Source organism: Pseudomonas sp. LG1D9 (assembly GCF_002949995.1).
In the GTDB taxonomy this organism is placed as follows: domain Bacteria; phylum Pseudomonadota; class Gammaproteobacteria; order Pseudomonadales; family Pseudomonadaceae; genus Aquipseudomonas; species Aquipseudomonas proteolytica.
In genome coordinates, this window is the sequence record NZ_CP026881.1 from 458969 (window position 1) to 485053 (window position 26085).

Below are 26085 nucleotides of genomic sequence, written 5' to 3' on the forward strand. Positions count from 1 at the left end.
GCTGCATCCGGTAACGCGGAGGGCGGCGCCTATCTGGAGGAAACATGAATCCCTACTTGATCACCGGTCCCGCCCAGATCGGGCTTAGCGGCGGCAGAACCAGCGCCCATATGGGCCGGATGATACTGGAGGCGCACAACTTCCAGCTGCCGCCAGATGTTCACTTCTTCTTCCAGAACACCGGCAAAGAACGCGAAGAAACCCTTATATTCATAGACCAGATTTCAAAACGGTGGGATGTCCCGGTCGTATGGATGGAGTGGTGCCGAGTGTACGGCCAGCCTGACGACGCACCGTGGTACAAGCTGGTGGACTTCCAGACGGCCAGCCGCAAAGGCGAGCCCTTCACGATGATGCTCGAGTATTACGCGGCATACCGAAAAGACGTGAAGAACCTTCCTCCGGTGCTGCCAAACTTCTCCAACAACATGTGCACCGCATACCTAAAGGTCAAGATCGGCGAGAAGCACATGCGGGCCCTGGGCTACACCGAATGGGACTGTGTTGTCGGAATTCGATACGACGAGCCGAAGCGCTACCACCGCATGATGGCTTCCAACGACCGCGGCGGTACCCGCTGGGACAACCTTTGCCCCTCTTATACCGCAGGCATCACGAAGGAGGATGTCGCGGAGTTCTGGAAGGCTCAGCCGTTCGACCTGGGTATGGATTCAGATTTCGGCAACTGCGACCTGTGCTGGAAGAAAAACGAAGGAAAGCTGATCAAGACCATCATCGAAGACCCGTCACGCGTGCTGTGGTGGTCCGGCACCGAAGAGCGCTTCGGCCAGGTATTCCGCCAAGACCGAGCAGATTACAAAACGATGGGCTGGTCAGCTGAGCAGCGCGCCAGGCAAACCGATTTTGATTTCGACTATCTCGCCGAAGACATTGACTGCTTCTGCGGCGACTGAATTTCGGAGAACCCCATGATCCGCCAATACCGATTCAGCGAGCTAATGGTTCGACTGACCAATGCTGAGTGGACGGTCATTCAAGATGACCGAGGCAATTTTGTGTTTATGCCGGTTGCCTACAGAGGGCGGAGGTTGTGATTTCTGATTATTTGGAGGTGGGTCATGAGTGAAGTGAAGCGAGTAGAAGTATTGCTTCATGGGCCATTGAGGACGGCTTATATGGTTGAGGCTACACACTTCGACCGGGTAACCGCCGAGCGTGACGCGGCGCTGGAAAATGTAGAGTCGGCCGAAGCCAGTGCGCAGACCTTGCACGAAGTAATCTCGCGACTCAAAGCCGAGCGTGACGCCCTGCAAGCCCTGCTGACCGCAGCGGATGAGCGAGTGGATGTGATGACAACTGCATTATCCCGTATTCAGTTCCGGTGCCAGTCGTTCGTAGAGAGCGATTGGGCCATGGCTGTCGAGTCAGTCGAGGCGGTACTGAGCATCGCTGAGGCCGCACTCAAGCCAGCAGAGGGTGGTGGCGATGAAGCGTGAGCGCCGAGCAATCCTAAAAGACATGGCTCGCCGGTACGCGCAGGGCGTTATCGAAAACCTTGAGCTCATTTGGCAGTTCGAAGAAATCAACGATGAGGAAGAGGTAGTGCTCATGCAGCGCGAGATTGATGCAATCGCGAAGCGTATCGGTGCCAATCGATCGTTTGCCAGTACAGCGCCTGCTGTCGAGTACGGACCGACACCGGGGTGCAAGCAGTGCGAAGAAGCCGAAAGCTGCGGCTTTACAGACTGCCCAGAGTGCGACGCCCAGCTTTGCGAAGACGTTAATGGCACAGGATTTCGACCTGGATATAAGCCCTAACCCAACTCCCCGCCTACTGCTGGTGCCTGCTGGCACTGGCACAACTGATTTGAGGTGATTTATGAGCAAGAAGGCCGTTCATTACGACGACTTCGATGGCGGAACCGAATCCGATACGGATCATCCCGATACGCTGATGTGCGGCACCGAAAGCGATGACCCTGTTATGAGTACATATCGAAATGATGTGACTTGTAAGCGCTGCCTCAAGATCATTGAAAGCTGGAGTAAGCCATGACCACCAAGCAAACGATTGACGGCGTGCCGCGTGCACTTCTGCAAAGCCTTTACACCGATACCGTGCAGCAGTGGGGCGTCGGTGGTAATGCTGCGGGTCAGTTGCGCGCCTTGCTGGATGCAGAATCGGCACCTTGCGCAAAATCGCAAGTTGAAGGTAAGCGCGAGCGATTCCAGAAGTGGGTGATGGCAACGAAGCACCCGGTCTATGGATTCCTTGATGGGCGATCTTTGGCCCGCGGTGATGACCGCACCGGTTACGCCGACGAGTATGTACAGGGCCTTTGGGTTGCATACCTGGAGTTTGGCGCCGAGCAGCCCGCGCCGGTAGCTGTGGTGCTGCCTGAGCGCCTGCTGGGCGACGATGGTGTCTGCACTGAATCGCATTATGCGAGTGGCTGGAACACCTGCCTCGACGAAGTAACCCGCCTCAACACCAAGTAACTCCTCCCCCTTCAAAGTCAGCCGCTATAGCGGCAAGGAACCGGTATGCCTGAACAAAAGTATCCGCTCGACGTGGAGAGCGTAGGCAGTGACACCTACATCGTTATGAGCAAAGGCCACCACGACTTCACCGAGTTTATGACTGAGGCCGTTACCCAGTATCACGGTTGGTTCCTGGGCGGCCCACAGCACGTCTGGATTAAGACCACCCCGACCAAGGGAGGCTGGAACTACAACTTCGTGAAGGAAGGCACACGCGGCGCCTGGCCGGCCACTTACTGCTGGGAGTACGCCGACGGCTACAAGGAATGGCAGAAGCTGGCGGTGACGCCATGATCGCCACCCTCTGGTTCGCCTACGCCTTAATCTACAAGGGGCCGAGGCCATGAGCCTGCCGTACGAAAACGCCACCAGCGGCGACAAAGCCTTCGCCGAAATCCAGAAAATCCTGGGCCGCTTCGGCTGCGACAACTACGGGATCATGCACAAGGCCAAGGAGCAGATCACCCTGGTGCAGTTCGAACACCGCGGCCGCACGGTGCAGTTGCCCGGGCACTGGGGCGGCTATGCCAGCGCCTGGCTTCGCGAGCATCCGCACAGCAGCCGCATGCGCTCGACGCCGGACGAACACCGGCAGAAGGCAGCAGACATTGCACAGATCGCCGTCTGCTCAATGCTTCGCGACTGGGTCAAGGCCCAGGTCACTGCGGTCGAGTGCCAGCTCATGACGTTCGAAGAGGTTTTCATGCCTCACATGCTGCTGCCCGACGGGCGCCGAATGGTTGAAGCTGCGCAGAAGATGTTGCCGCCGGCGCAATAACCCCAATCCCCCTACATGCCTGCCGGTGAGCGGCGGGCGAGGTATTCCTGCATGTTCGAAATAATCAAAGCCTGGTTTTCCCGCAACGTTTTCAGGGCCAATCCATGGCAAGACAAGTTCGTGATCCTCAACTTCATCGACCTCTACTACAAGGGCCAGCGTGACAGCATATTCGGCATCGCCATCGACTCCGGCGACAACGGCGACTACCCGGGAAACAAGCTGATCATCCATGTCTGGAAGCATTCGGCCTGGATCAAAATTCCCAACATCATCAAGCCTTGGGCACAGAAGCACACATTCACTACATTGAGCCCAGAAGCTACAGCACGACGGCTTGAACAGTTCGGGCATCTCGACTACTTCGAGTATCACGCTCGCAAGTACGGGTTCCGCCTGCAAACCCGAGGAATCCACACGAATTTCGGGCCTAGCACAATGGACTCGCAATCCGAAAAGTCTCGGTACTTCTCATTCCCTTGGCGCGAATTCGATCTGGTCCTGAATGCGCTGTGTGACGCAAGCGGCGTTGAGCATATCGAGAAGAGCAAAGGTGTTCGCCTTGGCTACAAGGAAGCTCAGGCCATCAAAGACACAATGCCCCGCTATGTGTTTTTGCTTAAGGACTATGACGGCCAGGAAATACGAGCCTATTGCCATATGGAGAAGCGCGTTTACCGAATCGGTACCGGCTGGGTGAAAAAGTACTTCGGTGCGCTGCGCCCTACGCGAACTTTCGTTGAGCTGGATATCGCTTTTGACGGCGAGACAGGCCCAGAAAAGGGGTCGTGGAAAGGCGGGACCATCGGTACCGGCAGCCGCGCGGAGAAAGGCGATAAGCACGACGCCCAGTACCTGATCGAGAAGTACTGCGCCGGAACGCATCGCGCCAAAGGCTCCCACTACCAGATGACCTTTGTCCGTCGCGAGCCTGATGCTCCATACACCAACGAGACTTACCGAAAGGCTTCGGCTGAACGCCGCGGCGAAGCTTACGTGCCGATCGCATAACTCTCCCCCACCTTCTGCCGCCCAGCGCGGCAAGGACACCCCATGTCTCGCATTGAAGAAATCGAAGGCTGGAACCTGGCTGATGAGCTGATCAAAGCCGGGCGGCAGATTGACCCGATCCTTGGCGGTGTTGGCCGGGTGCTTGAGAACATCGAGCGCACTGCGGCGGAACGGCCGGAGAGCTACCGGGTAGGGATCCAGAAGCGCATCGAGGTGGAACGCCATGGCCACTGCTGAGCTGCACGGCCGGAGCATTACCCCGTTTGAGCAGGGCTTCCTGGCCTTCATCAAAGGCTTAGGCCCCAAAGACAACCCATTCGACGGGGATAAATCACCCGTCTCTAACCATCGCTGGGCAGCCGGCTGGAACAAAGCACAGCGTGAAGCTGGGAGGAAGGCATGAGTAATCACACCAAAGAAGAATGGCTTGTAGACCGCCAAGACTACTGCATTAGCGTGATTCGTGACGGTGACCCGCTTGAGGTGGCCATGATCGGGGCCATGGATCACAACGGTATCAAGTTCGTGATTGGCGATGAATCGTGGGCAAATGCATACCTGATACGGACAGCTCCACAGCTTCTCGCAATGCTGGAAGAACTGATGGCGAAGGCCTACAAGCAAAATTGGAATGATCACTATCCAGAGCTGATGGGAAAGGCCGAGAAGGTTCTTTCGCTGGCTACGGCAGGAACCCCATCGGACTTTGATGATGAGGGCGACCTATGACCTACGTCCGCGAACAAACGTCCGCCGAGCTCGCCGCACACATGCGCAGCTTGAAAAAAATGGTTGGCTGGTTTGATCCGCTTGCTGACCGCCTCTGGCAAGAGGTTGAAATGCTGAAGGCCGAGAACGAGGCGCTGCGCAAGGATGCGGAGCGGTATCGGTGGACATGCGTAGAAGGTAATTGGGTTGCCCGGTTCCACGGCAAGTGGCGGGCGCATATTGGCGAGTACGGAGACAAGAACCCAACAGCCTGGTATCCGAGCCGGGGCGAAGCGATCGACGCCGCCATGAGCCCTGGAGATACACCATGACCACCCACCGAATCCAAGACAACACCGGCCGCTGGCACCGGGTCAGCAAGTCGACATCAACCCGAGGGAGCTACGTCAGCTTCTACCGTGGCGAGCCAAGCAGGCTTTGGCGGCCTGGTCAATTCAAGGCTGTGGAGGTGGTATGAATATTCCGAAGGGCTTCAAGCTGGTGCCGGTTAAGCCAACCGACGATATGGTCATCGCATTTTCCGAGACGTGGTATTCCAAGCGTCAGGCCTATGACGACCCAGACATGGATGATGCGTACCGCGACATGCTCGCCGCTGCACCTACCCCGCCGCAGCCCATCTACGACGAAACTTGGGATCGAGTCTTGTTTGAACGCCTCGTATCAGAAAGAGGTTTTTCGACTGAAAAGGTAAATGGCTTTTATTTCGAGCAACCTCTGAATTTTGCTTGGTCTATCTGCCTGGAATTGGCCCAGTCCCGCGCCAAAGCTGGGGAGGATGAGTGATGAGCACTGAGAAAATGCGGGAAGAGTTTGAGGCGAAATATGCATTGCCAGCCGGACTGTATTGGTGCGAGCAAAGCAGTCAATACGTGGGGCATCCTCAATTCTGGATTTTCACCGATCGGCTTGAGGTTTGGATTAACTCCCGCGCAGCCATTGAGGTGGAGCTTCCTGAGCCATACGCCGTGATAGGCGACTACGCCGCTTGTGGTGGGGGCCGGTCGGTTTGGGATGTCGAGTATGCGGAAAAGATAACGGACCGCATGTGCAAGAAGACCCCCGTCTATGACCGTGCGCAACTAGAGGCCGCTGGCCTGAAGGTGAAGCCATGAGCACAAACCATCTGCAAGATATCGACCGCTTCCTACGCATCGACGAGGTGCTTCACACAACCGGCCTGGGCCGCAATACTGTTTATCGACGGATCAGGGAGGGCACCTTCCCAAAACAGGTTAGAATAGGCCCAAACTCGGTCGCCTGGCGCCAGTCAGTCATTGCTGAATGGATGGCTGCAACAACCCCCAGCGAAGACCAATCAGTACATTGATCAGTACACCAGCAAACGAAACCCTCATACACCCCGCCAAAATCAAGCCTTACAGGTCATACCGTGGAAATTTTCAAAGAGTTCACATTCGAGTCCGCCCACCGCTTGCCTCACGTCCCCGAAGGCCATAAGTGCGGGCGCCTGCATGGTCACTCCTTCAAGGTGGCCATCCACCTGAGCGGCGACCTTGACCCGCATACCGGCTGGATCCGTGACTTTTCGGAGATCAAGGCGATTTTCAAGCCGCTCTATGAGCGCCTCGACCACAACTACCTCAACGACATCCCCGGCCTGGAGAACCCGACCAGCGAAGTGCTGGCCAAGTGGATCTGGAACGAGTTGAAGCCCTTGCTGCCGGAACTCAGCGCCATTCGTATCCACGAGACCTGCACCAGTGGCTGTATTTATCGCGGTGAGTAAATCCTGGAATTGATTGCAGGATCGAGCCTGCAAAATGTAAAGCGAGCTTGACACCCGACATTTGCCCTCCTAATGTAAAGCTCCCTTTACTTACGGAACGCGCGCATGCCAATCAAACGCTATTTTGTGGAATTCTTCATCGCCCTGGCCGCCTATTTGGTTGCCGTGCTTGTCAGTACCCACTTTCTGGCCGACGCCCCCGAGGGCGCCGGGAAAATCTCCCTCGCCCTGGTCCCGGTCATTCCCCTCGTCGCCATGGCCTTGGTGGCGATCCGCCAATTGGGGCGAATGGATGAGATGGGCCGCAAGATTCAATTGGAGGCCCTGGGCATTGCATTTATCTGCACGGCGCTGATCACCTTCAGCTATGGCTTCCTGGAAACCGCCGGCCTGCCCCGCCTGTCGATGTTTTTTGTATGGCCCGTCATGGGCGGTATCTGGGCAATAGCCACGGTGATCGGCGCAAGGCGTTATCGATGAACAACCTGATGCGCCAATTGCGTACCGACCGAGGCTGGTCCCAGGCGGACCTGGCGGCACAACTTGAAGTGTCGCGCCAGACCGTCAACGCCATCGAAACGGGCCGCTACGACCCCAGCCTGCCGTTGGCCTTCAAAATAGCCAGGCTGTTTGAACGGCCGATCGAGGCGATTTTTGAGGCACCCTCGGCGTAAGGGTTTGCGTTCGAGGATCACAGCGATTAAAACCAGACTTCGCCGCAACTCAAGGAACCACACCATGGAATCCACCTGGCTGGCTCAGGCCAAGCGCCTGCAGGCATTGGCATCCACCGGGCTGCACTTTTGCACTGATGACTTCGAGCGCGAACGCCTGGAAGAGATCGCCCATATTGCCCACAGTATGCTTGCGCAGTTGGGACAAGTGCCTCTGGAGCGCATTACCGGCCTGGTCTCGGACTTCGCGCAGCGCTATTCAACACCGATGATCGATGTGCGTGGCGCGCTGATTGAAGACGAGCGGATCCTGCTGGTACGCGAAGCAACGGATGGCTGTTGGGCATTGCCGGGGGGTTATGCCGATATCGGATTGTCGGCTGCAGAAAACATCGTCAAGGAACTTCGCGAAGAAGCTGGCTTAAGCGTCACCGCACGCACGTTGTACAGCGTGACCCACAAAGCCAAGGGTCTGTACCGGCCCGACGTGCGTGACTTCTATAAGTTGTACTTTCTCTGCGAGCGCACCGACCAGACCGCCCCTACGGCGGGCTTTGAAACCACCGACGTCGGCTTCTTCCGCCTCGACGAACTGCCGCCCCTGTCACGCGGCCGCACCATCGAGAGTGATCTTGAAGCAGCCTTCGCCTTTCACCGCGGCGAAATCACCCAGACCCTGTTCGACTGACACCCCGGCACGGTGATCCAATTTGTATCACCGCTGCACCGCTTTCGCGCCCGACTGGGCATAACCAACAAGCAATCCCCTCTATCTGCCCCGCCCGCCCCCTGAATAGTGTGCAACCTGCACAGTGTCCACCGTGCAGCCGTCACTGCCCGGCAGTTGGCACGCCGGCTGCAACGGGCCCTGGGTCACTCACAGGGGAACGGCACATGACGCAGCACGAACCGGGCAACGATTACCCTCTCAGCGAAGTACCCATGCATGCACGCAAGGGCCTTGGCTCCACGGCCATGGTGTTGCTGGGCTTCACCTTTTTTACCGCGACCATGTTCGCCGGCGGCAAACTGGGGGTGGCCTTCAGTTTTACCCAGATGCTCGGTGTCGTGGCCCTGGGTAACCTGCTGTTGGGTATCTACGCCGCAGGCCTGGGTTACATCGCCTTCAAGAGCGGCTTGAACTCGGTGCTGATGGGTCGCTTCTGCTTTGGCGAAGTGGGTAGCAAGTTGAGTGACCTGATCCTGGGTTTCACCCAGATTGGCTGGTACGCCTGGGGCACCGCCACGGCGGCCGTGGTACTGGGCAAATATTTCGAGCTGGGCCAGGGCAGCGTGCTGGCACTGATGGTGCTGTTCGGCCTGGTGTTCTGCGCCACGGCCTACGTGGGCTATCGCGGCCTGGAAATCCTCTCTTACATCGCAGTCCCGGCCATGGGCCTGCTGCTGTTGCTGTCGATGTGGGTGGCCACGGTGCACATCGGGGGGCTGGAAGGCTTGCTTGCCGTGGTACCCAGCGGTGAGTTGGATTTGTCCACGGCCATTACCCTGGTATTCGGCACCTTTGTCAGTGGCGCAACCCAGGCTACCAACTGGACGCGCTTCTCCCGGTCGGCCAAGGTGGCAGTCATGGCCAGCCTGATCGGCTTTTTTATCGGCAACGGCCTGATGGTGCTGATTGGGGCCTACGGCGCTATCGTCTATCAACAGCCGGATGTGGTGGAGGTGTTGCTGCTGCAAGGTTTCGCCATGGCTGCAATGGCCATGTTGCTGCTCAATATCTGGAGCACCCAGGACAACACCATCTACAACTTCGCCGTCGCCGGCTGCAACCTGCTGCGTACCAAACGCCGCAAGACTGTGACCCTGGTCGGCGCCGTGATCGGCACCCTGCTCGCCTTGCTGGGCATGTACGACATGCTGGTGCCCTATCTGATTTTGCTGGGCACCGTGATTCCACCGATTGGCGGGGTGATCATGGCCGACTTCTTCTATCGCTATCGCGGCCAGTACCCTCGGCTGGCGGAGGTGCGTTTGCCCGCGTTCAATTGGCCGGGGCTGATTGCCTATGGGGTGGGTACGGTGCTGGCGTTCAGTTCGCCATGGGTCGCGCCGCTGGTGGGAATTATCGCCGCGGCCGCCACCTACATCTTGCTCACCGCGGTCCTGCGGGTGCGGGTGCCCTTGGCTGACGCCCAAGCATGAGCCTGACCGTGGCGGATGTGCTGGCCCTGCCCGGGCTGGAGTCCATGACCCTGCGAGCCGGTAGCGCAGGCCTGGACAATGGCGTGCGCTGGCCTTATGTGGCCGAGAACAGCGGCATTGCAGACTGGGTGCTGGGCGGCGAACTGGTGTTCATCACCGGTATCAACCACCCGCGTGATGAGGCCAATCTCTTGCGCCTGCTGGATGAAGCCTGCTCGCGGCGTGTCGCCGGCCTGGTGATCCTGACCGGTGCGGATTACATCCAGGGGATTGCCCCTGGGTTGCTGCAAGCCGCCGACGCCGCCGGGATGCCGCTGATCGAACAACCGTACTCGCTGAAAATGGTCCTGGTGACCCAGGCCATCGGCTCGGCGCTGATCGAGTCCGAACAGTTGGGGCGTTCGCGGCATGAGGTGCTGGAACGCCTGTTGGCGGGGGACTACCAATCCCTCGACCTGCTGTTGCATCGCGCCAGCAAACTGGGCATGCCATTGGCCGGACACTGGCAAGTGGCGCAGTTACAACTGGAGGGTGGCGACGCGTTATTTGCGCAAACCGTGGCTGGGGAGGCCGAAGCTCAGCTCGCTCGCCAACACGAAGGCATTACCCGCCGATTGCGCCAGTTCGCCGCCGAGCAGCCCTCACCCCTGCCCGTACTCGGCAGGGCTGGGCAATGGACCTTGCTGCTGCCGGCCACCGAAGATCACCGGCAACGCCTGGCAAATTGGCTGAGGCCGTTGAACCTGCGCCTGGCCCCGCTGAAGCTATGCATCGGCTTGAGCGCGGCAAAACATCCGCCCGCCGGCCTCGCCCAGGGCCTGGACGAAGCTCGCCAGGCGCTGGTGGTTGCCCGGCGCTTTGGCGAGCATGCCGGCGTCTGTGTCTACGATGAGCTAGGGCTGCTGAAGCTACTGAGCGCGGTACGCGATCGCGGGCTGCTCGAGCAGTTCCTCCATGAACGCCTGGGGCCGCTGCTGCGCCATGACCAGCGCCACGGCCCCAGCCTGATGCCGACCCTGCAAGCCTGGTTCCTGGACAATGGTAACCTTGTGGCTGCGTCCCAGCGGTTGGCGGTCCACCGCAACACCCTGACCCACCGCGTCCAACGTATCGAGGCCCTGTGCGGGCTGTCGCTGGACAATCCCAATGACCGTCTGGACATCGGCGTCGCGCTGATGATCTGGCGGCTGTCTGCCTGATTGCTTTTTGCCCAAGAGGAACTTGCCCATGCATATCATCAACGCCCGCCTGCGCAACCGTGTAGGCCTGCATGATCTGCACCTGGAACATGGCCGGATCGCCAGTATTACGCCTCAAACTGCCACGCCGCCCATGGGCCCGGACGACCTGGATGCCGCGGGTAACCTGGTGGTGCCACCTTTTGTCGAGCCGCATATCCACCTTGATGCCACCCTCACTGCCGGCCAGCCGCGCTGGAATATGAGCGGGACGCTGTTTGAAGGGATCGAGTGCTGGGGCGAACGCAAGGCCACCATCACCCATGAAGACACCAAGACCCGCGCCAAACAGACCATCCAGGCCCTGGCGGCCCATGGTATCCAGCATGTACGCACCCACGTGGACGTCACCGACCCGCAGTTGACGGCGCTCAAGGCCATGCTCGAAGTGCGCCAGGAGAGCGCACACCTGATCGACCTGCAGATCGTGGCATTTCCCCAGGAAGGCATCGAGTCCTACCGCAATGGCCGTGAGTTGATGGAAGAAGCCATTCGCCTCGGCGCCGATGTGGTGGGCGGCATTCCCCATTTCGAATACACCCGCGACCAAGGGGTCAGCTCGGTCAAGTTCCTCATGGACCTGGCCGAACGCACAGGCTGCCTGGTCGACGTGCATTGCGATGAAACCGACGACCCGCACTCGCGCTTTCTCGAAGTGCTGGCCGAGGAGGCCCGCAGTCGCGACATGGGCAGCCGGGTCACCGCCAGCCACACCACGGCCATGGGCTCCTACGACAATGCCTACTGCGCAAAACTGTTCCGGCTGTTGGGGCACTCTGGCATCAGCTTTGTTTCCTGCCCCACCGAAAGCATTCACTTGCAGGGCCGCTTCGACAACTTCCCGAAACGCCGGGGCGTAACCCGGGTCAACGAACTGTTGGAGGCCGGCATGAACGTGTGCTTCGGCCAGGACTCCATCGTCGATCCCTGGTACCCACTGGGCAACGGCAATATTCTGCGGGTGCTCGAAGCCGGGCTGCATATCTGCCATATGCTCGGCTACAGCAACCTGCAAAGGGCCCTGGACCTTGTCACCGACAACAGCGCCAAAGCCATGGCCCTGGGCGATCGCTACGGCCTGGAACCGGGGCGGCCGGCCAACCTGCTGATTCTCTCGGCCGACAGCGACTACGAGGTCATTCGCAGCCAGGGCCTGGCGCTGTATTCGATCCGCAACGGCAAGGTGTTGATGAAGCGCCAGCTGGCACAGGTGGCTTTTTTGTAAAACCCTGGGCTAAACGATCGAGTCGAGGTCCAACGGCTGGCCTTTGCCATGCTCGTCATGCAAGGCCGGCGGGATGCTTGCCACTTGCGATCGCTCACGGTTTTCCCGGTGGCTGAACCAGCGTTTGAGGCTGGCTGGCAAGTTTGCACCCTGAGCATGGCTGCCATAGACATCACGGGCTTGCAGGCGGCGCCAGCGCAAGCTTTCCAGGCGCTGGCGACTGATTTGCAAGCGGTCGATTTCAGCGGCCAAGCCGTCGTAGTGCTCATGGCTACGCCCGTTCGCTGGTCGGCGACGGTGCAGTTCCAACTGTTTATCCTGCAATTGGCGGCCCATGGTGCCCAAGGCGTCGTCGATCAGTGCGTACTCCCGCGACGTCACGAGGGCGCCGCGGTTATCCAGGGTCTGTTGCCAGCGACGCAAGGTGGCCCAGGCTGCCGGCACGTAGCTGCTGACCATAAAATGCTGGCTGGCCTGGAACAGCTGCTTGAGCAGGTTATCGCGCTCGGGCATATCGCCGCTCAGGTACAAGGCGCGATTGCATCCCGCCTCCTCCAGCGACTCACACCCGGGCTTCCACAGCACCGATGAATGCGTTCCGTCCGGGAGCAGGATCGGCATGAAGTGTTGTTGCTCGCCGTGGTGCCAGTAAGGATTGCCACCGACGCGTACCAGGCCCGCCGCAAACAGCAGGCCTCCGGGCGCGGGGGCGCTGAACAACGTCACCGCGCCGGAAACCCAGAGTTTGGCCGTGGTGTTCATCCAGGGTGCCGGCACGCTGGGAACCGGGTCATTGTGGTTGACGATACGGTGATGGACCAGGTCTGCCGCGCCTCTGATAAATTCCGCGTCAGCGGCACGCGGCGCACCGTAGGTGTAGAGGAGCACGTTGTAGTCGGCATCTTTGACCCGGCGCAGTCCCTCTGCCAGCAGCAGGGCGATTGCCCCTCCCAGGCTATGGCCGCAGATCACGATACGTTGGCCGCTGTAGAACTGATCGAGGTAGCGCAGCACGAAGTCGCGCATGGCTCGATAGGCCTGATAAAAACCTTCATGGGCCTTGCCGATGCCCTCCGCGAACGGCACCTGGTGGGCGTTTGCATCACGCAGGCCATCAGCGGCACTGGCCGTACCCCGTACAGAAATCAGCACGATCTCATCGTGATGACTGATAAAGGCCTGGGTATCAGTACCCAGCTCTTCATCATCGAAAAAATGCAGGTTCGCCGGATGCTCCTGCTCGCCCGCGAGCTTCGGGCTGTTTTGCGGATACAACTGGGGATCGAAGGGCAGGATCTCGAAACGCCGGGAATAGGCGACCTCTTCATACAGCGGGTAAAACCGTTGTACTTGCCCTGCGTCGACCCTCCAGGCTTGCTCATACCCCGAGAGTTTTTCAGCAAACAGATGGCCAATGCTTGGGTCCACGGGAAAACGGACCTCATCTTGTGGTTGGGCGGCCGGCTCCTGGCCAAATGGGCAGTAGCTCAAGGTCGCCATCAATGCCAGTTGGTACAGGTTCAAAGCGCAGAACCCATCCTCAGTGGACAGCATCGGGCGCAACGCCCGCAACGGCCGGACCTCCAGTACGCTGTGCTGGTTGGGGAATAGCACCACACCCGACAATGCAGGCTGCGGTGGGCCGAATCCAAGGTCGGCCATCATTTTCAGGGCATGGCGTCGGGGGGCGAAAGGCCGGGGCGCCGCAGGCGGTAAATGGGCGGCATGGCGGACGAGGTCGCGGACTTCGACTTGGTAGAAACGATTCGCTTGCTCCTGGGCCGGATTTTGCTCGACCCGCAGGCCGTCATTGCGCACAAATCGAGTATGTTCAGCTCGAAATTGAAGCTCGGTGATAGGTAAGGGGTAGTGATCTCGCGCTTGCAATACTCCGTGATAATCAGCTCCAGATGACTCATGAGCCGCCTCGAAAGTCAGAACCAATGGGCCTCTGTATTGGTTGGCCAGCTTCACATAGCCATCACCGTCCAAGCGCCCAATGTGCCGCTGTCCGTTACTATCCAGGACCGAATAGGTAAGCCCTCCATAGGCTTTCCCATTGCCGGTTTCATCAACCAGGGAAAAACTCAGCCAACATCCACGTAACGGGCAAGCCGGCATTTTTTCGCTGAAAAACGGTGCCTTCCATTCTTCGATAGCCATAGCTGAATATCCTTATTCAGTGCAGGTTGGGTAAACATTGCATTCACGCCCGTCAGGCATCTTGAAAGACCTGAAAGGGGGAGCATCTTTCGCGCAAAAACCATATTGATCGTCCATGTTTTTCCCCAGACAACGCTTCCACCCGTGAGGGAAGCGGATCCAGGTATTCCCCATATAAGGCCTCTCTTCGTCCGAAACTTCCATCACCAAGTTAAGTGTATTTCCGGGGAGTTGATCGTGTAGTACTACGCCACCTGCCCGTGTCTTCTGTAGTTGCCCTTCGTTGTCCAGTGAATTGCATTTAAGAATTTTCCTGATGGCATGCTGTGTTCCGAGGGTACGAAACAACCACTGACATCGCCCTTTCAACTCCAACGTCTCCAACCCAGGCGTCTCCCCTCCTGCCCGGTCCTGAATGTAGATCGCCGCAATATCCCCCCCGATATCCGTGTCCCGCGTTCCCCACCGTGCGTAAAAATCAAACTCCACACTGCGCAACACCAACGGGCAACCTTCTACCGTTTCAGTCAGCGGTAGGTCCTGGGTCACGCGGCTGGCTGCGGTGTTATACGCAACGCTGAAGACCTTGCGCTCTGGCCTCTTGCCTCGGCGTACTGGCAAGGTGCAGCTTTCGCCTGCGGCGGGGCTGTAGTTGGCCGCGCTTTTGAATCGAAAATTGGCCGGCAGGTCTACCTGCAAGGTAAAACGCTCTGCGGGCACGCTTGCACATCCCGCCAACCACGCCATGCCCACGACCAGTAACGCACCGCATGCCCGCCTACTCATGTTTTTCCCTCAAGGTGTGCCACTGCGCAAACACCCGTGCAAAGTGATCTCCCGGCGCCTCACCCGCCAACGGCTGCCACCGGATCACACTGGCCCCCGTCGCTTCCTCCAACCGGCGCACCACCAAGAACTCCAGTTGTTGCGCCCCGCGCCATTGCCAGGTGCGGGCCTGTTCCAGTACCTGGGCCAGCCATACCTGCGGGTCCTGGAATTCAGCCAATGCCGCGAGGTCTTCACTGTGTTCAGCCAGCAGGTAGCGCAGGATATTGGCGTGCAGAATGGCCGAGGCCTGGGGGTTGGGAATGCTGAGCCATGGGGCGGGATCAGGTACCGGGTAATGGCCGGGCGCAGGGTTGCTGGCGCTGCACCATTGGTCTTCATACCAGTAGCACACACTGATCAGCGGCCCGAGATAGGCTGGCCGTTGCGCTACCGGCAAGCAGGCAAGCGCTCGCGCCAAGGTGCGGTTGTCGTGGAACCGGTACAGGGCCTGCTTGCCCGGCGGCCCCACCAGCATCCGCGCGTGCCAATGCTCGATAACGCCACCCAGGTCTGTGTCGGGCAAGCTGCCCAGCCAGCCCCAGTTCGCCTGCGGCTGCTCCAGCAAGCTCACCAGCGCGGGTTCACCGAGTTGCTCCACCAGCAGGATCACCGGCCCTGCAGCCGCCAGCGCCGCCACTGCGCTGCCACCGTACACGCTAAGACATTGCGCCAGGTTGCGGGACGCTATCAACGGCAAGCGCGCATCGCTGCTTCCCTCGAGGACCAGACACAAGCGGCGCCCTGCCTGCTGCTGTTGGGCCATCCATTGGCCGGGCGCCATCACGCGACCCTCCCGCGAATGTCACACACACCTTCGCGGCAGCGTTCGCACACCGGGCAAAAATCCGCATCCAGTTGCCTCGCCCTGTGCATGATTGCGCCCTGGATAACTGAAATGGAGGGAACACCCGCGGCGCGCGGAGGCGATGATGGGTTATCGCCCGGGCCCACGGGGTTGGCCGAGCGTGCGACCCCTGGCAAGCCACCCAGGGTGATGGGGCGACTGCTGAAAATTCCGCCGGCCTGGATCAGCAGGTGTTCGCCTCCCGCCTTGAAACTCAACTGCGCACCCGCGTCGATCACCAGGCTGGCGCCCGCCTTGAGATGGATCTGTTGCCCCGCCTCGATCACCAGGGCCTGGCCGATGTAGGCCTGGCTGTCGCCCTTTACCTGCAGGTGATCGCCGGCCCCGATCAGGACTTTGCGATTGCCGCGAACGTCGCGGTGTTCCTCGCTTTCCAGGTAAGCCGTGCTCAGGCCGCGAATGGTTTCACGTCGCTCGCCCCCGACGTCCAGGTGGCAGTCATGCCCCACCTGTTGCTGCAGGTCCCGTTGGGCCCGCAGGTAAATGAGCTCCTTGCCCAGGTGGTCCTCCAGGTGCAGTTCGTTGGCGCCCGCGCCACCGGGGGAACTGCGGCTGCGCAATACACTGCGGGTCTTGTGTTGCGGTAACGGATAAGGGGGCAGATGCCGCGCATTGGGCAGGCAGCCATTGATCAAAGGCCGATCAGGATCGCCGTCCAGGAACGTCACCAGCACTTCCATGCCGACCCGGGGCGTCATGATCGCGCCAAAGCCGTCACCAGCCCACCCGGAGGCCACTCGCACCCAGCAACTGCTTTTATCACTCGTCTTGTCCAACCGATCCCAGTGAAACCGCACCTTCACCCGACCATAGGCATCACAGTGCACCTCCTCGCCCACCGGCCCCGTCACGGTGGCCGTCTGGCTACCAGTGATTGTCGGTTTGGGGTGCTTGAGCGCCGGGCGGTGGACCGCGCGCCAAGGTGTGGCGTTGAAGCGGTTGCGATATCCCTGGAACACTTCACTGCCCGGCATCGCCTCTTCCAGCACCTGTGGTTGATACCCCTCGTGACGCACTGAAGTCAGTAGCCACAAGTCATTGCAGGAGGGCTGCGGGTGATCGCTCAACGGCAGGAAATGGCCACTGCACAATGCCGGTTGATCACTCTTGCCCAAGGCCCGGTGGTGGTCACGCTGATGGCGCTCCAGGCTGCGACGCGCCAGTTGCACGCCGCGCGCCTGCCCCGTAAAACCTGCGGGGTAGTGATAGTCCTCAAGCGGCAGCACCGATGGCGCCCCGGCTTGCACTTGCAGGCACCGCGCAGGGTGCTCGAAGTCATGATCACGACGCACGACCTGGCGGCTGCGTGTGGCCAGGCGCACATCGAAGCGCTGGATGCCCGGCGCCTCGGTGCTGGCCGGGCGATAACGCTGTACAGGCAAGCGGCGAAACACTGTCTGGTCATCACCGAACACCAGCACATGGGCGTGCGGGCTGTGGCGAAAGTGGTAGTGAATCCCCTCTTCTTCACACAGTCGCTGGATAAAGTGCAGGTCGGTTTCTGCGTATTGCACACAGAATGTACGTGGCGGATAGACCACCGGGCCCAATTCGAAGGCATACGCGTCGGCCAGGATACCGTGGCGTTCGAGCACGGCCGCAATGATCTGCGGCACGCTGCGTTGTTGAAAGATGCACAGGTCACGGCGGTGTTCCAGCCACGCCAGGCGCGGTGCCAGGGTCAGACGATAACGGGTGAGCCGGGCCCCGGGGTCATCACGGCCGACTGCATACACCTGCCCATGCAGACCTTCGCCCTCCTCGCCGAAGCCCAGGTAGGCCGGCTGGTGCAGCAATGCTTCCAGATCAAGGCCAGGGTTTTCGCTGACCAACTGCACCTCGATGAAGTAGGGCTGATCAAGGGCTTCGCGGCCTTTGAATGCCAGGACTTGAAAGTCATTTTCCACACTTTGCAGGATAAATTTGAAACGTGACGAAACAAGCGCATTAACCATCCGTTGTTACCCGCCGTCCGCTATCTGATTGAAATACTCTCCCCCGCCAAGCTCAATCGCGCGGCCAAAGAAAGTGCCTGAACGCTCTAAAGATTAGCGAGATCCGCGAACATTCGGCACTTTGAAAATAAAAAAGAAGTTTCGTACGAACAAGGTGGAAGTCTCTTTTACAAAATGAGAAATCCGCAAAACAGATCATGCATTAATAACAAGAAATCACTTACGTAATACACCAGGCGATAACTAAACAATAAGGAAACAACTGACACTTATTTAAGCTACCGAATACTTGCGTCCTCAGCCTTGAAGCGTTGCGGCCCCGAACAGACTGACACTGAGCAACGTCCCGGCCTGAGCATGCAAACGTACCGGCGCCGTGCCACCCGGCATCACCACCGCAACCTCCCCCGCCTCGACCCACCCCGCGCGCCATGCTGCACAGGCCACCGCGCTGGCACTGGTCCCGGAGGATGCCGTGGGGCCTTCGCCGCGCTCAAATACCCGGGCGATCACCCGATTGGCAGAATCGCGCGCGGCCCACTGCAGGTTGATCCCGGCAGCACAAGGCCGGCCATCACCTGCCGGCGGGGCAAAGGCAATCGCTTTCAAGGGCGCGAACAACCCCGGCTGATGCATTTGCCGATTGTCCGGCAAGGCCGATGCGTGCTCGACCAAGGTCACACAATGGGGGTTGCCGATACGCACAAACTCACTGCGTGCCCATTGCGGGTTGATCGCAGCCAGCGCACTCACATGGGCAGGCTCGTTGCTCGCCAACCCCACGGCCCCCACTGCCTGGGGCCCGAATGCTGGCTGGCCCAACGTCAACCAGAACCCCGCAACCTGCTGGTGGACCGCCGGCTCAACCCACGTCGCCACCGTTGAGGGGGCATCCGGTTTGTCATGGTGCACCCGCAGCTCACAGGCCCCAGTCATCAGCCCCGCGTCCGTCAGGGCCTGGGCAAAAATCGTCAAGCCATTGCCGCTGCGCTCGGCCAGGGAGCCATCGGTGTTGATGATCAGCAGGTCATACGGTGGCAATGCCTGAAACGGCCCGACCAGCAAACCATCGCAGCGATAGGCCTTGGCCTGGGCTGGACGCGGCGACGTGCCCCAGCCGCATTCGGACGCTATCGCCGACGCCGCCCACGCCTGGCGAGTGCTGGCGGCCAGGGCGGCGCTATCGGGCACGGCAATGCCCCGGCTGCGTAACAGGGCCGGGCTGGCCACACCGTAGATATTGCCGCGAGCGTCGTAGAACAGGGTCATGGGGTCATCCACCTCGGCATGGGAAAAGCGCCGGGTGATTGTGGGGAATATCGGCCCCGGATACCACACGCCAAAGTGGCCTGGAAGGTGGTAATCCTCTGCAAGCAGCCTGGGGTTCACCGCCACTCCCAGGGATTACGCACCATCCAGGCCACCTCAAGCGAGCCCGGTAGCCTCTATGTGGCGCTCACCGGCAAAGTGTTCCATGTTGTAAAAAAAAAGTTCGCAGGGGCCACGGGAACCTGGCTCGCTCGATACGGCCTGATGTGCAAGGATGTCGCGCCGGACATCGTTCGCTGAACGCAAAATCAAGGACTTTCATGACTGCCATCCCCACTCCAGCGCCTGTGATTCCAGGACGCCTGGAACAAATGTCGACCCGCATCGCGTTTTTCATTGCCGGCTTTGGCATCGCGGCCTGGGCACCGCTGGTGCCCTACGCCAAGGCCCGTGCCCAACTCAACGAAGGTACGCTGGGCCTGTTGCTGCTGTGCCTGGGGGTGGGGTCCATCATCGCCATGCCGGTAGCGGGCGCGCTCGCGTCACGCTTTGGCTGCCGACGCGTGCTCAGCGCCGGCACCATTCTCCTCTGCGTGGCTTTGCCGATGCTGGCTACCGTCAGCTCGATACCGTTGCTGATGGCTGGGTTGTTTCTGTTTGGTGCCGGCCTTGGCACGGTGGACTCCACCGTCAACCTGCAAGCCGTGATCGTAGAACGGGCCAGTGGCAAGACGATGATGTCGGGCTTCCATGGGCTGTTCAGCCTGGGAGGCATCGTGGGGGCGGCGGGCGTCAGCGCCTTGCTCGGCCTGGGCCTGTCACCGCTGTCGGCGACCCTGGTGGTGATCGTGATTACGCTGGCCGCACTGCTCAAGGCGGCCCCCCATTTGCTGCCCTACGGCAGTGAAAGTTCCGGCCCCGCCTTCGCCATCCCCCACGGCGTGGTGCTGTTTATCGGTTGCCTGTGTTTTATCGTGTTCCTGGCAGAAGGTGCCGTGCTCGACTGGAGCGCCGTGTTCCTCAGTGACGAACGCGGCCTCGACGAGGCCTATGCGGGCCTGGGCTATGCGGCGTTTGCCTTGACCATGACCATCGGCCGCCTGACCGGCGATGCAATTGTTCGTCGCCTGGGGGCCAAACGGGTGATCGTGATCGGTGGCTTGCTGGCCACCGCCGGCATGCTCCTGGCCCCGCTGCTCCCGGCGTGGGAAACCGCACTGCTGGGCTATGCGCTGGTAGGCGCCGGCTGTTCGAATATCGTGCCGGTGCTGTACACCGCTGTCGGTAAGCAAACGGTCATGCCGGAGCACATTGCGGTGCCTGCCATCACCACCCTGGGTTATGCGGGCATTCTCGCGGGCCCGGCGCTGATCGGCTTTATCGCCCATGGCAGCAGCTTGAGCGTCGCCTTTGTGTTGATCGCCGTGCTCCTGCTGGGCGTGGCGATCAGCGGGAAAATCCTGCGGGTGTCATGAGTCCGGGGGGCTACTGGCTCTTGTTGTTTTCCAGCCAGCCGTCGAGGTCTTTGCTGCTCAACCACTCCTTCTGGTAGCGACTGCCATAAATGCGTCGCCAGCCAGAATGAATGCGCGCCAGTGAGTTCAATAGCCTGGGACGGTCCACCAGGTTTTTTGACATGTATACCAGCTGTTCGCTGTACATCTTTTTCGGCAGACCCGTGGCGGGGTCCCGGATAACCGTGCCTTGGGTGTCCGTTTCGTCCGGGTCCTTGCTGATTGAGACGAGCCTCTCGATCTGGACGAAGCCGACCTGCTCAAAAAAGTTCATGCGGTCCCGGGACCTGTCCCGAAGTTCATCAAATGCATCCCGGAATGCCTGCACCAGCTCGACATTGGTCTTGGCGTGAAAAGGGTCCGAGCTGAAGGCATTGGGGTCGCTGTTGCCGAACACTGCCTGCACGGCCTTTGACAGGCTTTGCCGCGTGATGACCCCTCGCTCATCGACAATTGCGTCGATCAACCGCGGGCGCTGGACAAGTGCCCTCGCCAGCAGGATGGCGTTGTTGCGTGCGGGTGTGTCGGTCATTTTTTCACTGGCGATTTGCCGCAGCGCCGACAGTTTCAATCCTTCATTTTTCATGAAATCTTTCCAGCACGGAAAAATGCTCACCCAGCGCCGTCACTAGCTGGCTATCGGGCAGTTGGGTAAAGGGGTTTACATCGGTTGCGCGCACCAACGGCGTGTTTCTCAGCTCCTGATGATGCAGCGTGATCTCGTCCGGCGTGGCCCAGCGCAGGGGACGCCGGAAACCCGAAGAACGAATCGTACTGGGCAACGGCTGATTATCATCCTGCCAGCCACGGGGTGTGGTTTCGCTTGAAGCAGCATGAGCTTTTTGTTGTGCGTCATCCGGTATCGCATCATGGCGGCTCGTACTACCGGGCCGCAGGAGAGGTACCCCACCGTCAATTGCCATGTTTCATATCCACCTTTTATAGACACCTACTCAGACCGGCTACCACCCTTGTCACTGCAATAGTGGCGCACCAACAAACGCAAAGTATGTGGCCTGGCATCCACAATGGTTCCGGGGCGGCCGATCAATTTCGATGACTGCATGTAAACAACGGGCAGGACCTGGGGCAGCCTCAGTCCGTCTTTCGACACCCCAACGCGACCTATCTGGAAACACCCAGCAAGACCTTCAATGCACTGATCAATCCGGTTGTCGTGCCCGCCGTTTCCGGCATCGGGGCACCAGAGGTGTGGGGGGCACGATGAGGAAGCAGGCCTTTGGCGAAATCATCCGCCGCCGGTGCCTTGAATGTGTACTGCCCTGGAAAGAACGTTTCTCGCAGGGCTTCGGCCCCCTCTTCGACAGGCTTGTGCTGAGCCTGGGCACCGAAGCGTCGACCCTGCTCGCCATTGTCACGGGTGGGTGCAAGAAGGGATTGCGGCAGACCGGGAGTTTGAGTTCCAAGTGACGTTGAAGTCATGTCAACACCCTCTCTTTGAGTGAAACCGTCGGCGTCATAAAGGCCGTCGAATACACGTTATGTGGCAAACAGCACAAAACAGTTCCTGCCGATTGATACGGCACAGGCGCACCGGTAAAAGCCGCGCAGAGCCTGCGACCTTTCCCGCTGTTGGAACACCTGCGCAGTACCGATGGTTGACTAGGACATCAGTTGACGTAGCGTTTGTCGGCTAATCCGGCCGTCGTAGTGATGGCCTGCGATGTTGTCCATTTGTTGCAAGAGGCTCGACCGGCTGACGACTTCTTTCGCCAGGAGGACGAGTTGATCCCTTTGCGGGTTACCTGTCAGAGGACGCTGGGCCAGGGCACGCAGATCAGCGACCTTGATGGTCTGGCTCCAGAACCCGCCTTTCAACTTGTTGAAGTTCTCCAGCATCGCACTGGCCAGTTGCTTGTCATCCTGGAACTTCAACGGATTGCTGGAACGTACAACATCGTTGATGTTCTGCCAGCTGAACCGGTTGTCCTGCACGCCCGTGCGCCCGTCGCGGTCCAGGGCGCCCATGAGCTCCGGCCGCTTCAGGATTTCCCTGGCCAGCCTGATGTTCTGATCCATGCCCGGATTGCCCGTCAACGGTCTTTCCGCCATGTTGCTCAGACTTTGCCGCGTCACGTAGCCCGGGTTTCTCGGGTCCGTGAATGCCTGGAATTTATCCAGCAGCTGTTGGGCCAACTGCTCATGGCTGCGCTTTGAATAGTGCGGATCGGGCTGCTGGGGAAACGGCCTTGGCGGCGGGCCTCCATGGATCGGATGAGGCCTTTGCGGCGGATGCCCGTGGCCCGGATGGGGCCTGTGCGGCGGATGCCCGTGACCCGGATGGGCCATGTGCGGTGGATGCCCATGGCCCGGCTGAGGCCTGTGCGGCATGTGCCCGTAATGGGGCGGCCTGGCGGGGAAGAAAAACCCTTTCAAGCGGCCGAACACTCCCCGAGAGGAGTCGTTCTGCCATGTGGAAGCCTGGCTGGCCCCCTGGTCGCGGGCCCCCGCAGCGGCAGGCGCCAACGGTGGTGCCCCGGCGAACACCGGGCCCGACTTAGCCGCAGGCGCGCTGAAACTCGGGCCACTGGAAGGCGACCCGATAACCGGAGCCTTTGCCTCTTTGGCGCTGGCCCCTTGAGGGGCCCCTTGACGTGTGTCGTCAGTGGGTAGATTGACAACCGGCTGATTGAACGCAGGTACCGACATAAATGTTCTCCAGTACGACTTGTTGACACGGTCCACCTCACGCACCCAAGCACCTCGACAACGCAGTTATCACGAGGCACCCGTGCACGGTGGGTTGATGGTGTGTGGCAGGCCTACGGAGTTCGGTTCCTGAAAGCGATGAAAGCCGCATAAAAAAGGTAGGAAATGCAACCCTCACCCTCTTCAAGCTGCACAGAAGAATCGTCAGGTTTATGCACGGCGGCGCAAGGAAAAACGCTGAAGTGCGTCAGCAGCCGTCTTGGATCAGCAGGCACATCGCCGCGGCTCGTTCGAGGCGCGGCGACGCAGCCTTCACCTGATCAGAAGCCCACGCTCGCCTGCACAAAGAACGTACGCGGCTCGCCCAGGTAAATCCCGGCGTTGTTATCGCTGGAACGGGTGTAGTGCTGCTGGTCGAACAGGTTTTTTACCCCCACGCCCAGTTTCAGGTTCGACAGTTGGGCGCCAAAGTCATAGCCACTGCGCACGTTGACCGACACATATCCCGGAATATCACCGTACTGGCCGTCAGCGGTCGGCTGGGTGATATAGGTGCTGGTGGTGCCGGGTGCGCGCTGGCCGGACTGAGCGTAGGCGTCCAGGTTGTGGGTCCAGTGATTGACCGCGTATCGCAGCCCCAGGGTCGCCACCTGGCGCGAATACAACGGCAGGTCACGGCCCTTGAACGCCACATCGCCCTCGGCAGTCGCCCTGGTATAGGTAAAGCCGGCGTTGGCGCTCAAGCCCTCCAGGCGTGGGTCGAGGTTGGACAGATCATAGTGGGCCGAGGTTTCGATACCCGTGTGTTTGGTGGCGCCGAGGTTGGTCCAACCCACGTCATTGCTGACGTACTGCAGCTCATCGGAGAAGTCGATATAGAACAGCGTGACTTCGCCACCCCAGACCTCATCGTTGTAGCGGGTGCCGACCTCGTAGGTCTTGGCCTTTTCCGGTTGCAGGCCATTGGCTGTCTGGTCGCCGTTACCGCCCTGGCCCAATTGGAAATACTGCAGGCTGCCGAAGGACGTTTCGTAGTTGGCAAACAGTTTCCAGGCATCGGAGACGTGGTACATCACGCTCAGGGCCGGCAGCGGTTCGTTGTTCTTGATCTCGCGGTGCTTCTCCTGGGTACGCGTGCCGTTCAAGCCCACTACCGGGCGGTCGTGCCATTCGGTGCGGATGCTCTCAAAGCGGATACCTGGGGTGATCGTCCATTTGCCGACGTCGATTTTGTCATCAATATAGAACGCGTTGGCCTCGGTGCCACCGGTACGGTCCTGATAAACGTGGCCGTCATTTTGACCGACCGGGGTGGGGACGTTGTTGACCAGTCTCAGAGTGCTGGCCTGCTCGTGCATGCCTTCTTTCAGGTAGCGGTAGCCGACGCTGACTTCCTGGCTGGTCGGGCCCAGGTCAAACACATGGGACACCCGTGGCTCGATGCCAAAGGTGTAGTAGGTGCGAGGAAACGAACCGAGGGTCTGCTGGTCACGGCTGGCGATGTTGCTGCCACGAAAGCTGTCGGAGTAGTACGTCAGCACTTGCGCCTGGGTACGGTCGTCAACCTGGCGGATGTACTTGAACGACACATCCTTGCGCCGGCCACTGAAGTTGTCCCAGTCGCGCACCGACTGATAAGGGTTGGCGTCGAACTGCTTCTGGGTCAGGCCTCCCGGCATATCGGCACGGGCGTCGTAGTAATGGAAGTTGAGTGCGAAGTCATCCTGGTCGGTCGGTGCCCAGTGGGTCTTGAGGATCACATCGTCGATGTCGTTACCGTTGTTGCTGTCGCGATAACCGTTGCCATTGACCCCGGAATACAAGAGCGCCATGCCGATGCCGTTGTCTGCGGTCCCCCCGATAAAGGCATTGTCGACATGTTTCCAGCCGCCATGGGAAGACGTTTGCAGGGTGGTGCCGACTTCGCCGGAAAAGGTCTCGGGGATCGCGCGGGTCACGAAGTTGATCACACCGCCGACGTTCTGCGGTCCATAACGCACGGAACCGGCGCCGCGTACTACATCGATGCTCTCCAGGTTGCCGGCGGAAATCGGCGCCATCGACAACTGCGGCTGGCCGTAGGGGGCGAACGCCGCGGGAATCCCGTCAATCAGCACGGTGGAACGCGGCGACAGGCGGGACGTCAGGCCGCGTACGCCGACGTTGAGGGAAATATCGCTGCCGCCGGTGCCGTTGGCTTCCTGCACCTGCACCCCGGGAACCCGGCGCAGCACGTCGCCGACGTTCATCGCGCCCTGCTCCACCATAGCTTCGCGGCGGATCACGGTACGTGCGCCGGGATGGTTCTGCACCACTTCGGCATTGGCGTCGCCCAGCCAATCGCCCACGACATTGATCGCAGTGGCGCCCAGTTCCAGGGGTGAACCGGCTTCACCGGTGCCCGTGGAGGCTGGATGCAACGTCACCGAGCCCGAGTCGATCTGATAGTCCAGGCCACTGCCTTGCAGCAGCTGGCGCAGGGCCTGTTCCGGCGACAGGTTGCCGTCGACGGCCTGGGCGTGTTTGCCGGCCACCATCTGCGGGCTGAAGAACACTTGCAGCGACGTTTGCTGGCCCAATTGGCTCAGCGCCGCGCCCAGGGGCTGGGCCTTGATATGAATGGCCTCGTCGGCGTAGGCCGCAGGCATGGCGGCACTGACCGCCAAGGCCAGGGCAAGGGGGGCCCAACGGGAGGTTTTATTGTTGTTCGCAGCGAGTGTTTTCACGTCGTACCTAGTCCAGTAATGCCAA

Annotated in this window: 33 protein-coding genes; 23 read left to right on the top strand and 10 right to left on the bottom strand. The window is 60.0% G+C overall.

Features of this window, described 5'->3' with window-relative positions; genetic code table 11:
- Positions 1–44 precede the first annotated feature (44 nt).
- From C5F71_RS02245 to codA, 22 genes are all read left to right on the top strand, one after another.
- A complete protein-coding gene (locus tag C5F71_RS02245; RefSeq protein WP_104910527.1) occupies positions 45–914 on the top strand; it encodes a hypothetical protein in 870 nt (289 codons plus the stop codon).
- A 222-nt stretch (positions 915–1136) separates the two neighbouring features.
- Positions 1137–1457 (top strand): hypothetical protein, encoded by a 321-nt coding sequence (locus C5F71_RS02250; protein ID WP_158682852.1) that lies wholly within the window; start codon positions 1137–1139, stop codon positions 1455–1457.
- Positions 1447–1779 (top strand): hypothetical protein, encoded by a 333-nt coding sequence (locus tag C5F71_RS02255; RefSeq protein WP_104910529.1) that lies wholly within the window; start codon positions 1447–1449, stop codon positions 1777–1779. Before C5F71_RS02250 ends, C5F71_RS02255 begins: the two co-directional genes overlap by 11 nt.
- 61 nt (positions 1780–1840) lie before the next feature.
- Positions 1841–2017, top strand: coding sequence for a hypothetical protein (locus C5F71_RS29050; protein ID WP_177410394.1), 177 nt, complete (start codon positions 1841–1843; stop codon positions 2015–2017).
- Entirely contained in the window at positions 2014–2460 is a 447-nt protein-coding gene (locus C5F71_RS02260) for a hypothetical protein (protein ID WP_104910530.1), read from the top strand. Before C5F71_RS29050 ends, C5F71_RS02260 begins: the two co-directional genes overlap by 4 nt.
- Before the next feature lie 45 nt (positions 2461–2505).
- Positions 2506–2796 carry a hypothetical protein gene (locus C5F71_RS02265; protein WP_104910531.1) on the top strand — a complete coding sequence of 97 codons (291 nt, stop codon included), beginning with the start codon at positions 2506–2508 and terminating at the stop codon, positions 2794–2796.
- Between the two features lie 49 nt (positions 2797–2845).
- Positions 2846–3280, top strand: coding sequence for a hypothetical protein (locus C5F71_RS02270; protein ID WP_055135596.1), 435 nt, complete (start codon positions 2846–2848; stop codon positions 3278–3280).
- A 51-nt stretch (positions 3281–3331) separates the two neighbouring features.
- On the top strand, positions 3332–4291 hold the full coding sequence (locus C5F71_RS02275; protein WP_104910532.1) for a hypothetical protein: 960 nt from the start codon (positions 3332–3334) through the stop codon (positions 4289–4291).
- 42 nt (positions 4292–4333) lie between these two features.
- Positions 4334–4528: a hypothetical protein gene (locus C5F71_RS02280; RefSeq protein ID WP_104910533.1), complete on the top strand. Its 195-nt coding sequence runs from the start codon at positions 4334–4336 to the stop codon at positions 4526–4528.
- Positions 4515–4694 carry a hypothetical protein gene (locus C5F71_RS02285; protein WP_104910534.1) on the top strand — a complete coding sequence of 60 codons (180 nt, stop codon included), beginning with the start codon at positions 4515–4517 and terminating at the stop codon, positions 4692–4694. Before C5F71_RS02280 ends, C5F71_RS02285 begins: the two co-directional genes overlap by 14 nt.
- Complete coding sequence (locus C5F71_RS02290) at positions 4691–5020, top strand: hypothetical protein (RefSeq protein WP_104910535.1); 330 nt, start codon at positions 4691–4693, stop codon at positions 5018–5020. Before C5F71_RS02285 ends, C5F71_RS02290 begins: the two co-directional genes overlap by 4 nt.
- On the top strand, positions 5017–5331 hold the full coding sequence (locus C5F71_RS02295) for a hypothetical protein (RefSeq protein WP_104910536.1): 315 nt from the start codon (positions 5017–5019) through the stop codon (positions 5329–5331). Before C5F71_RS02290 ends, C5F71_RS02295 begins: the two co-directional genes overlap by 4 nt.
- Positions 5332–5473: 142 nt before the next feature.
- Complete coding sequence (locus C5F71_RS02300) at positions 5474–5806, top strand: hypothetical protein (protein ID WP_104910537.1); 333 nt, start codon at positions 5474–5476, stop codon at positions 5804–5806.
- On the top strand, positions 5806–6135 hold the full coding sequence (locus C5F71_RS02305; protein WP_104910538.1) for a hypothetical protein: 330 nt from the start codon (positions 5806–5808) through the stop codon (positions 6133–6135). Before C5F71_RS02300 ends, C5F71_RS02305 begins: the two co-directional genes overlap by 1 nt.
- Complete coding sequence (locus C5F71_RS02310; protein ID WP_104910539.1) at positions 6132–6350, top strand: AlpA family transcriptional regulator; 219 nt, start codon at positions 6132–6134, stop codon at positions 6348–6350. Before C5F71_RS02305 ends, C5F71_RS02310 begins: the two co-directional genes overlap by 4 nt.
- Before the next feature lie 63 nt (positions 6351–6413).
- Complete coding sequence (queD, locus tag C5F71_RS02315; RefSeq protein WP_003190259.1) at positions 6414–6770, top strand: 6-carboxytetrahydropterin synthase QueD; 357 nt, start codon at positions 6414–6416, stop codon at positions 6768–6770.
- Positions 6771–6875: 105 nt separating this feature from the next.
- A complete protein-coding gene (locus C5F71_RS02320) occupies positions 6876–7250 on the top strand; it encodes a hypothetical protein (protein WP_104910540.1) in 375 nt (124 codons plus the stop codon).
- Positions 7247–7444, top strand: coding sequence for a helix-turn-helix transcriptional regulator (locus tag C5F71_RS02325; protein ID WP_029296669.1), 198 nt, complete (start codon positions 7247–7249; stop codon positions 7442–7444). The genes C5F71_RS02320 and C5F71_RS02325 overlap by 4 nt, the downstream gene beginning before the upstream one ends.
- 64 nt (positions 7445–7508) lie before the next feature.
- The gene (locus C5F71_RS02330) at positions 7509–8132 is read left to right on the top strand and encodes an NUDIX hydrolase (protein WP_104910541.1); all 624 of its coding nucleotides are present in this window, start codon (positions 7509–7511) and stop codon (positions 8130–8132) included.
- A gap of 206 nt (positions 8133–8338) precedes the next feature.
- On the top strand, positions 8339–9607 hold the full coding sequence (gene codB / locus C5F71_RS02335; protein WP_104910542.1) for a cytosine permease: 1269 nt from the start codon (positions 8339–8341) through the stop codon (positions 9605–9607).
- Positions 9604–10806, top strand: coding sequence for a PucR family transcriptional regulator (locus tag C5F71_RS02340; protein ID WP_104910543.1), 1203 nt, complete (start codon positions 9604–9606; stop codon positions 10804–10806). Before codB ends, C5F71_RS02340 begins: the two co-directional genes overlap by 4 nt.
- 28 nt (positions 10807–10834) lie before the next feature.
- Positions 10835–12070 carry a cytosine deaminase gene (gene codA / locus C5F71_RS02345; protein WP_104910544.1) on the top strand — a complete coding sequence of 412 codons (1236 nt, stop codon included), beginning with the start codon at positions 10835–10837 and terminating at the stop codon, positions 12068–12070.
- 9 nt (positions 12071–12079) lie between these two features.
- Here the strand turns inward: codA and C5F71_RS02350 are convergent, their stop codons facing one another.
- From C5F71_RS02350 to C5F71_RS02370, 5 genes are all read right to left on the bottom strand, one after another.
- Entirely contained in the window at positions 12080–14233 is a 2154-nt protein-coding gene (locus C5F71_RS02350; RefSeq protein WP_104910545.1) for a lipase family protein, read from the bottom strand.
- A gap of 12 nt (positions 14234–14245) precedes the next feature.
- The gene (locus C5F71_RS02355) at positions 14246–14980 is read right to left on the bottom strand and encodes a hypothetical protein (protein WP_224791149.1); all 735 of its coding nucleotides are present in this window, start codon (positions 14978–14980) and stop codon (positions 14246–14248) included.
- Positions 14981–15011: 31 nt separating this feature from the next.
- On the bottom strand, positions 15012–15842 hold the full coding sequence (locus C5F71_RS02360; RefSeq protein WP_104910546.1) for a DUF4123 domain-containing protein: 831 nt from the start codon (positions 15840–15842) through the stop codon (positions 15012–15014).
- On the bottom strand, positions 15842–17881 hold the full coding sequence (locus C5F71_RS02365; RefSeq protein ID WP_104910547.1) for a type VI secretion system tip protein VgrG: 2040 nt from the start codon (positions 17879–17881) through the stop codon (positions 15842–15844). The genes C5F71_RS02360 and C5F71_RS02365 overlap by 1 nt, the downstream gene beginning before the upstream one ends.
- A gap of 297 nt (positions 17882–18178) precedes the next feature.
- Positions 18179–19150 carry a diaminopimelate epimerase gene (locus C5F71_RS02370; RefSeq protein WP_104910548.1) on the bottom strand — a complete coding sequence of 324 codons (972 nt, stop codon included), beginning with the start codon at positions 19148–19150 and terminating at the stop codon, positions 18179–18181.
- A 320-nt stretch (positions 19151–19470) separates the two neighbouring features.
- On the opposite strand from C5F71_RS02370, the gene C5F71_RS02380 reads away from it, so the two are divergent.
- On the top strand, positions 19471–20625 hold the full coding sequence (locus C5F71_RS02380) for an MFS transporter (RefSeq protein ID WP_104910550.1): 1155 nt from the start codon (positions 19471–19473) through the stop codon (positions 20623–20625).
- A 10-nt stretch (positions 20626–20635) separates the two neighbouring features.
- On the opposite strand, the gene C5F71_RS02385 is transcribed toward C5F71_RS02380, so the two are convergent.
- From C5F71_RS02385 to C5F71_RS02400, 5 genes are all read right to left on the bottom strand, one after another.
- Positions 20636–21250 (bottom strand): type III secretion effector protein, encoded by a 615-nt coding sequence (locus tag C5F71_RS02385; RefSeq protein WP_070995545.1) that lies wholly within the window; start codon positions 21248–21250, stop codon positions 20636–20638.
- Positions 21240–21587: a hypothetical protein gene (locus tag C5F71_RS28880; RefSeq protein ID WP_133715052.1), complete on the bottom strand. Its 348-nt coding sequence runs from the start codon at positions 21585–21587 to the stop codon at positions 21240–21242. The genes C5F71_RS02385 and C5F71_RS28880 overlap by 11 nt, the downstream gene beginning before the upstream one ends.
- Positions 21588–21789: 202 nt before the next feature.
- Positions 21790–22107 carry a hypothetical protein gene (locus tag C5F71_RS28885; protein ID WP_133715053.1) on the bottom strand — a complete coding sequence of 106 codons (318 nt, stop codon included), beginning with the start codon at positions 22105–22107 and terminating at the stop codon, positions 21790–21792.
- Between the two features lie 180 nt (positions 22108–22287).
- A complete protein-coding gene (locus C5F71_RS02395) occupies positions 22288–22974 on the bottom strand; it encodes a hypothetical protein (RefSeq protein ID WP_243733227.1) in 687 nt (228 codons plus the stop codon).
- 680 nt (positions 22975–23654) lie between these two features.
- Positions 23655–26060 carry a TonB-dependent receptor gene (locus tag C5F71_RS02400; RefSeq protein WP_104910551.1) on the bottom strand — a complete coding sequence of 802 codons (2406 nt, stop codon included), beginning with the start codon at positions 26058–26060 and terminating at the stop codon, positions 23655–23657.
- Between the last annotated feature and the right edge of the window lie 25 nt (positions 26061–26085).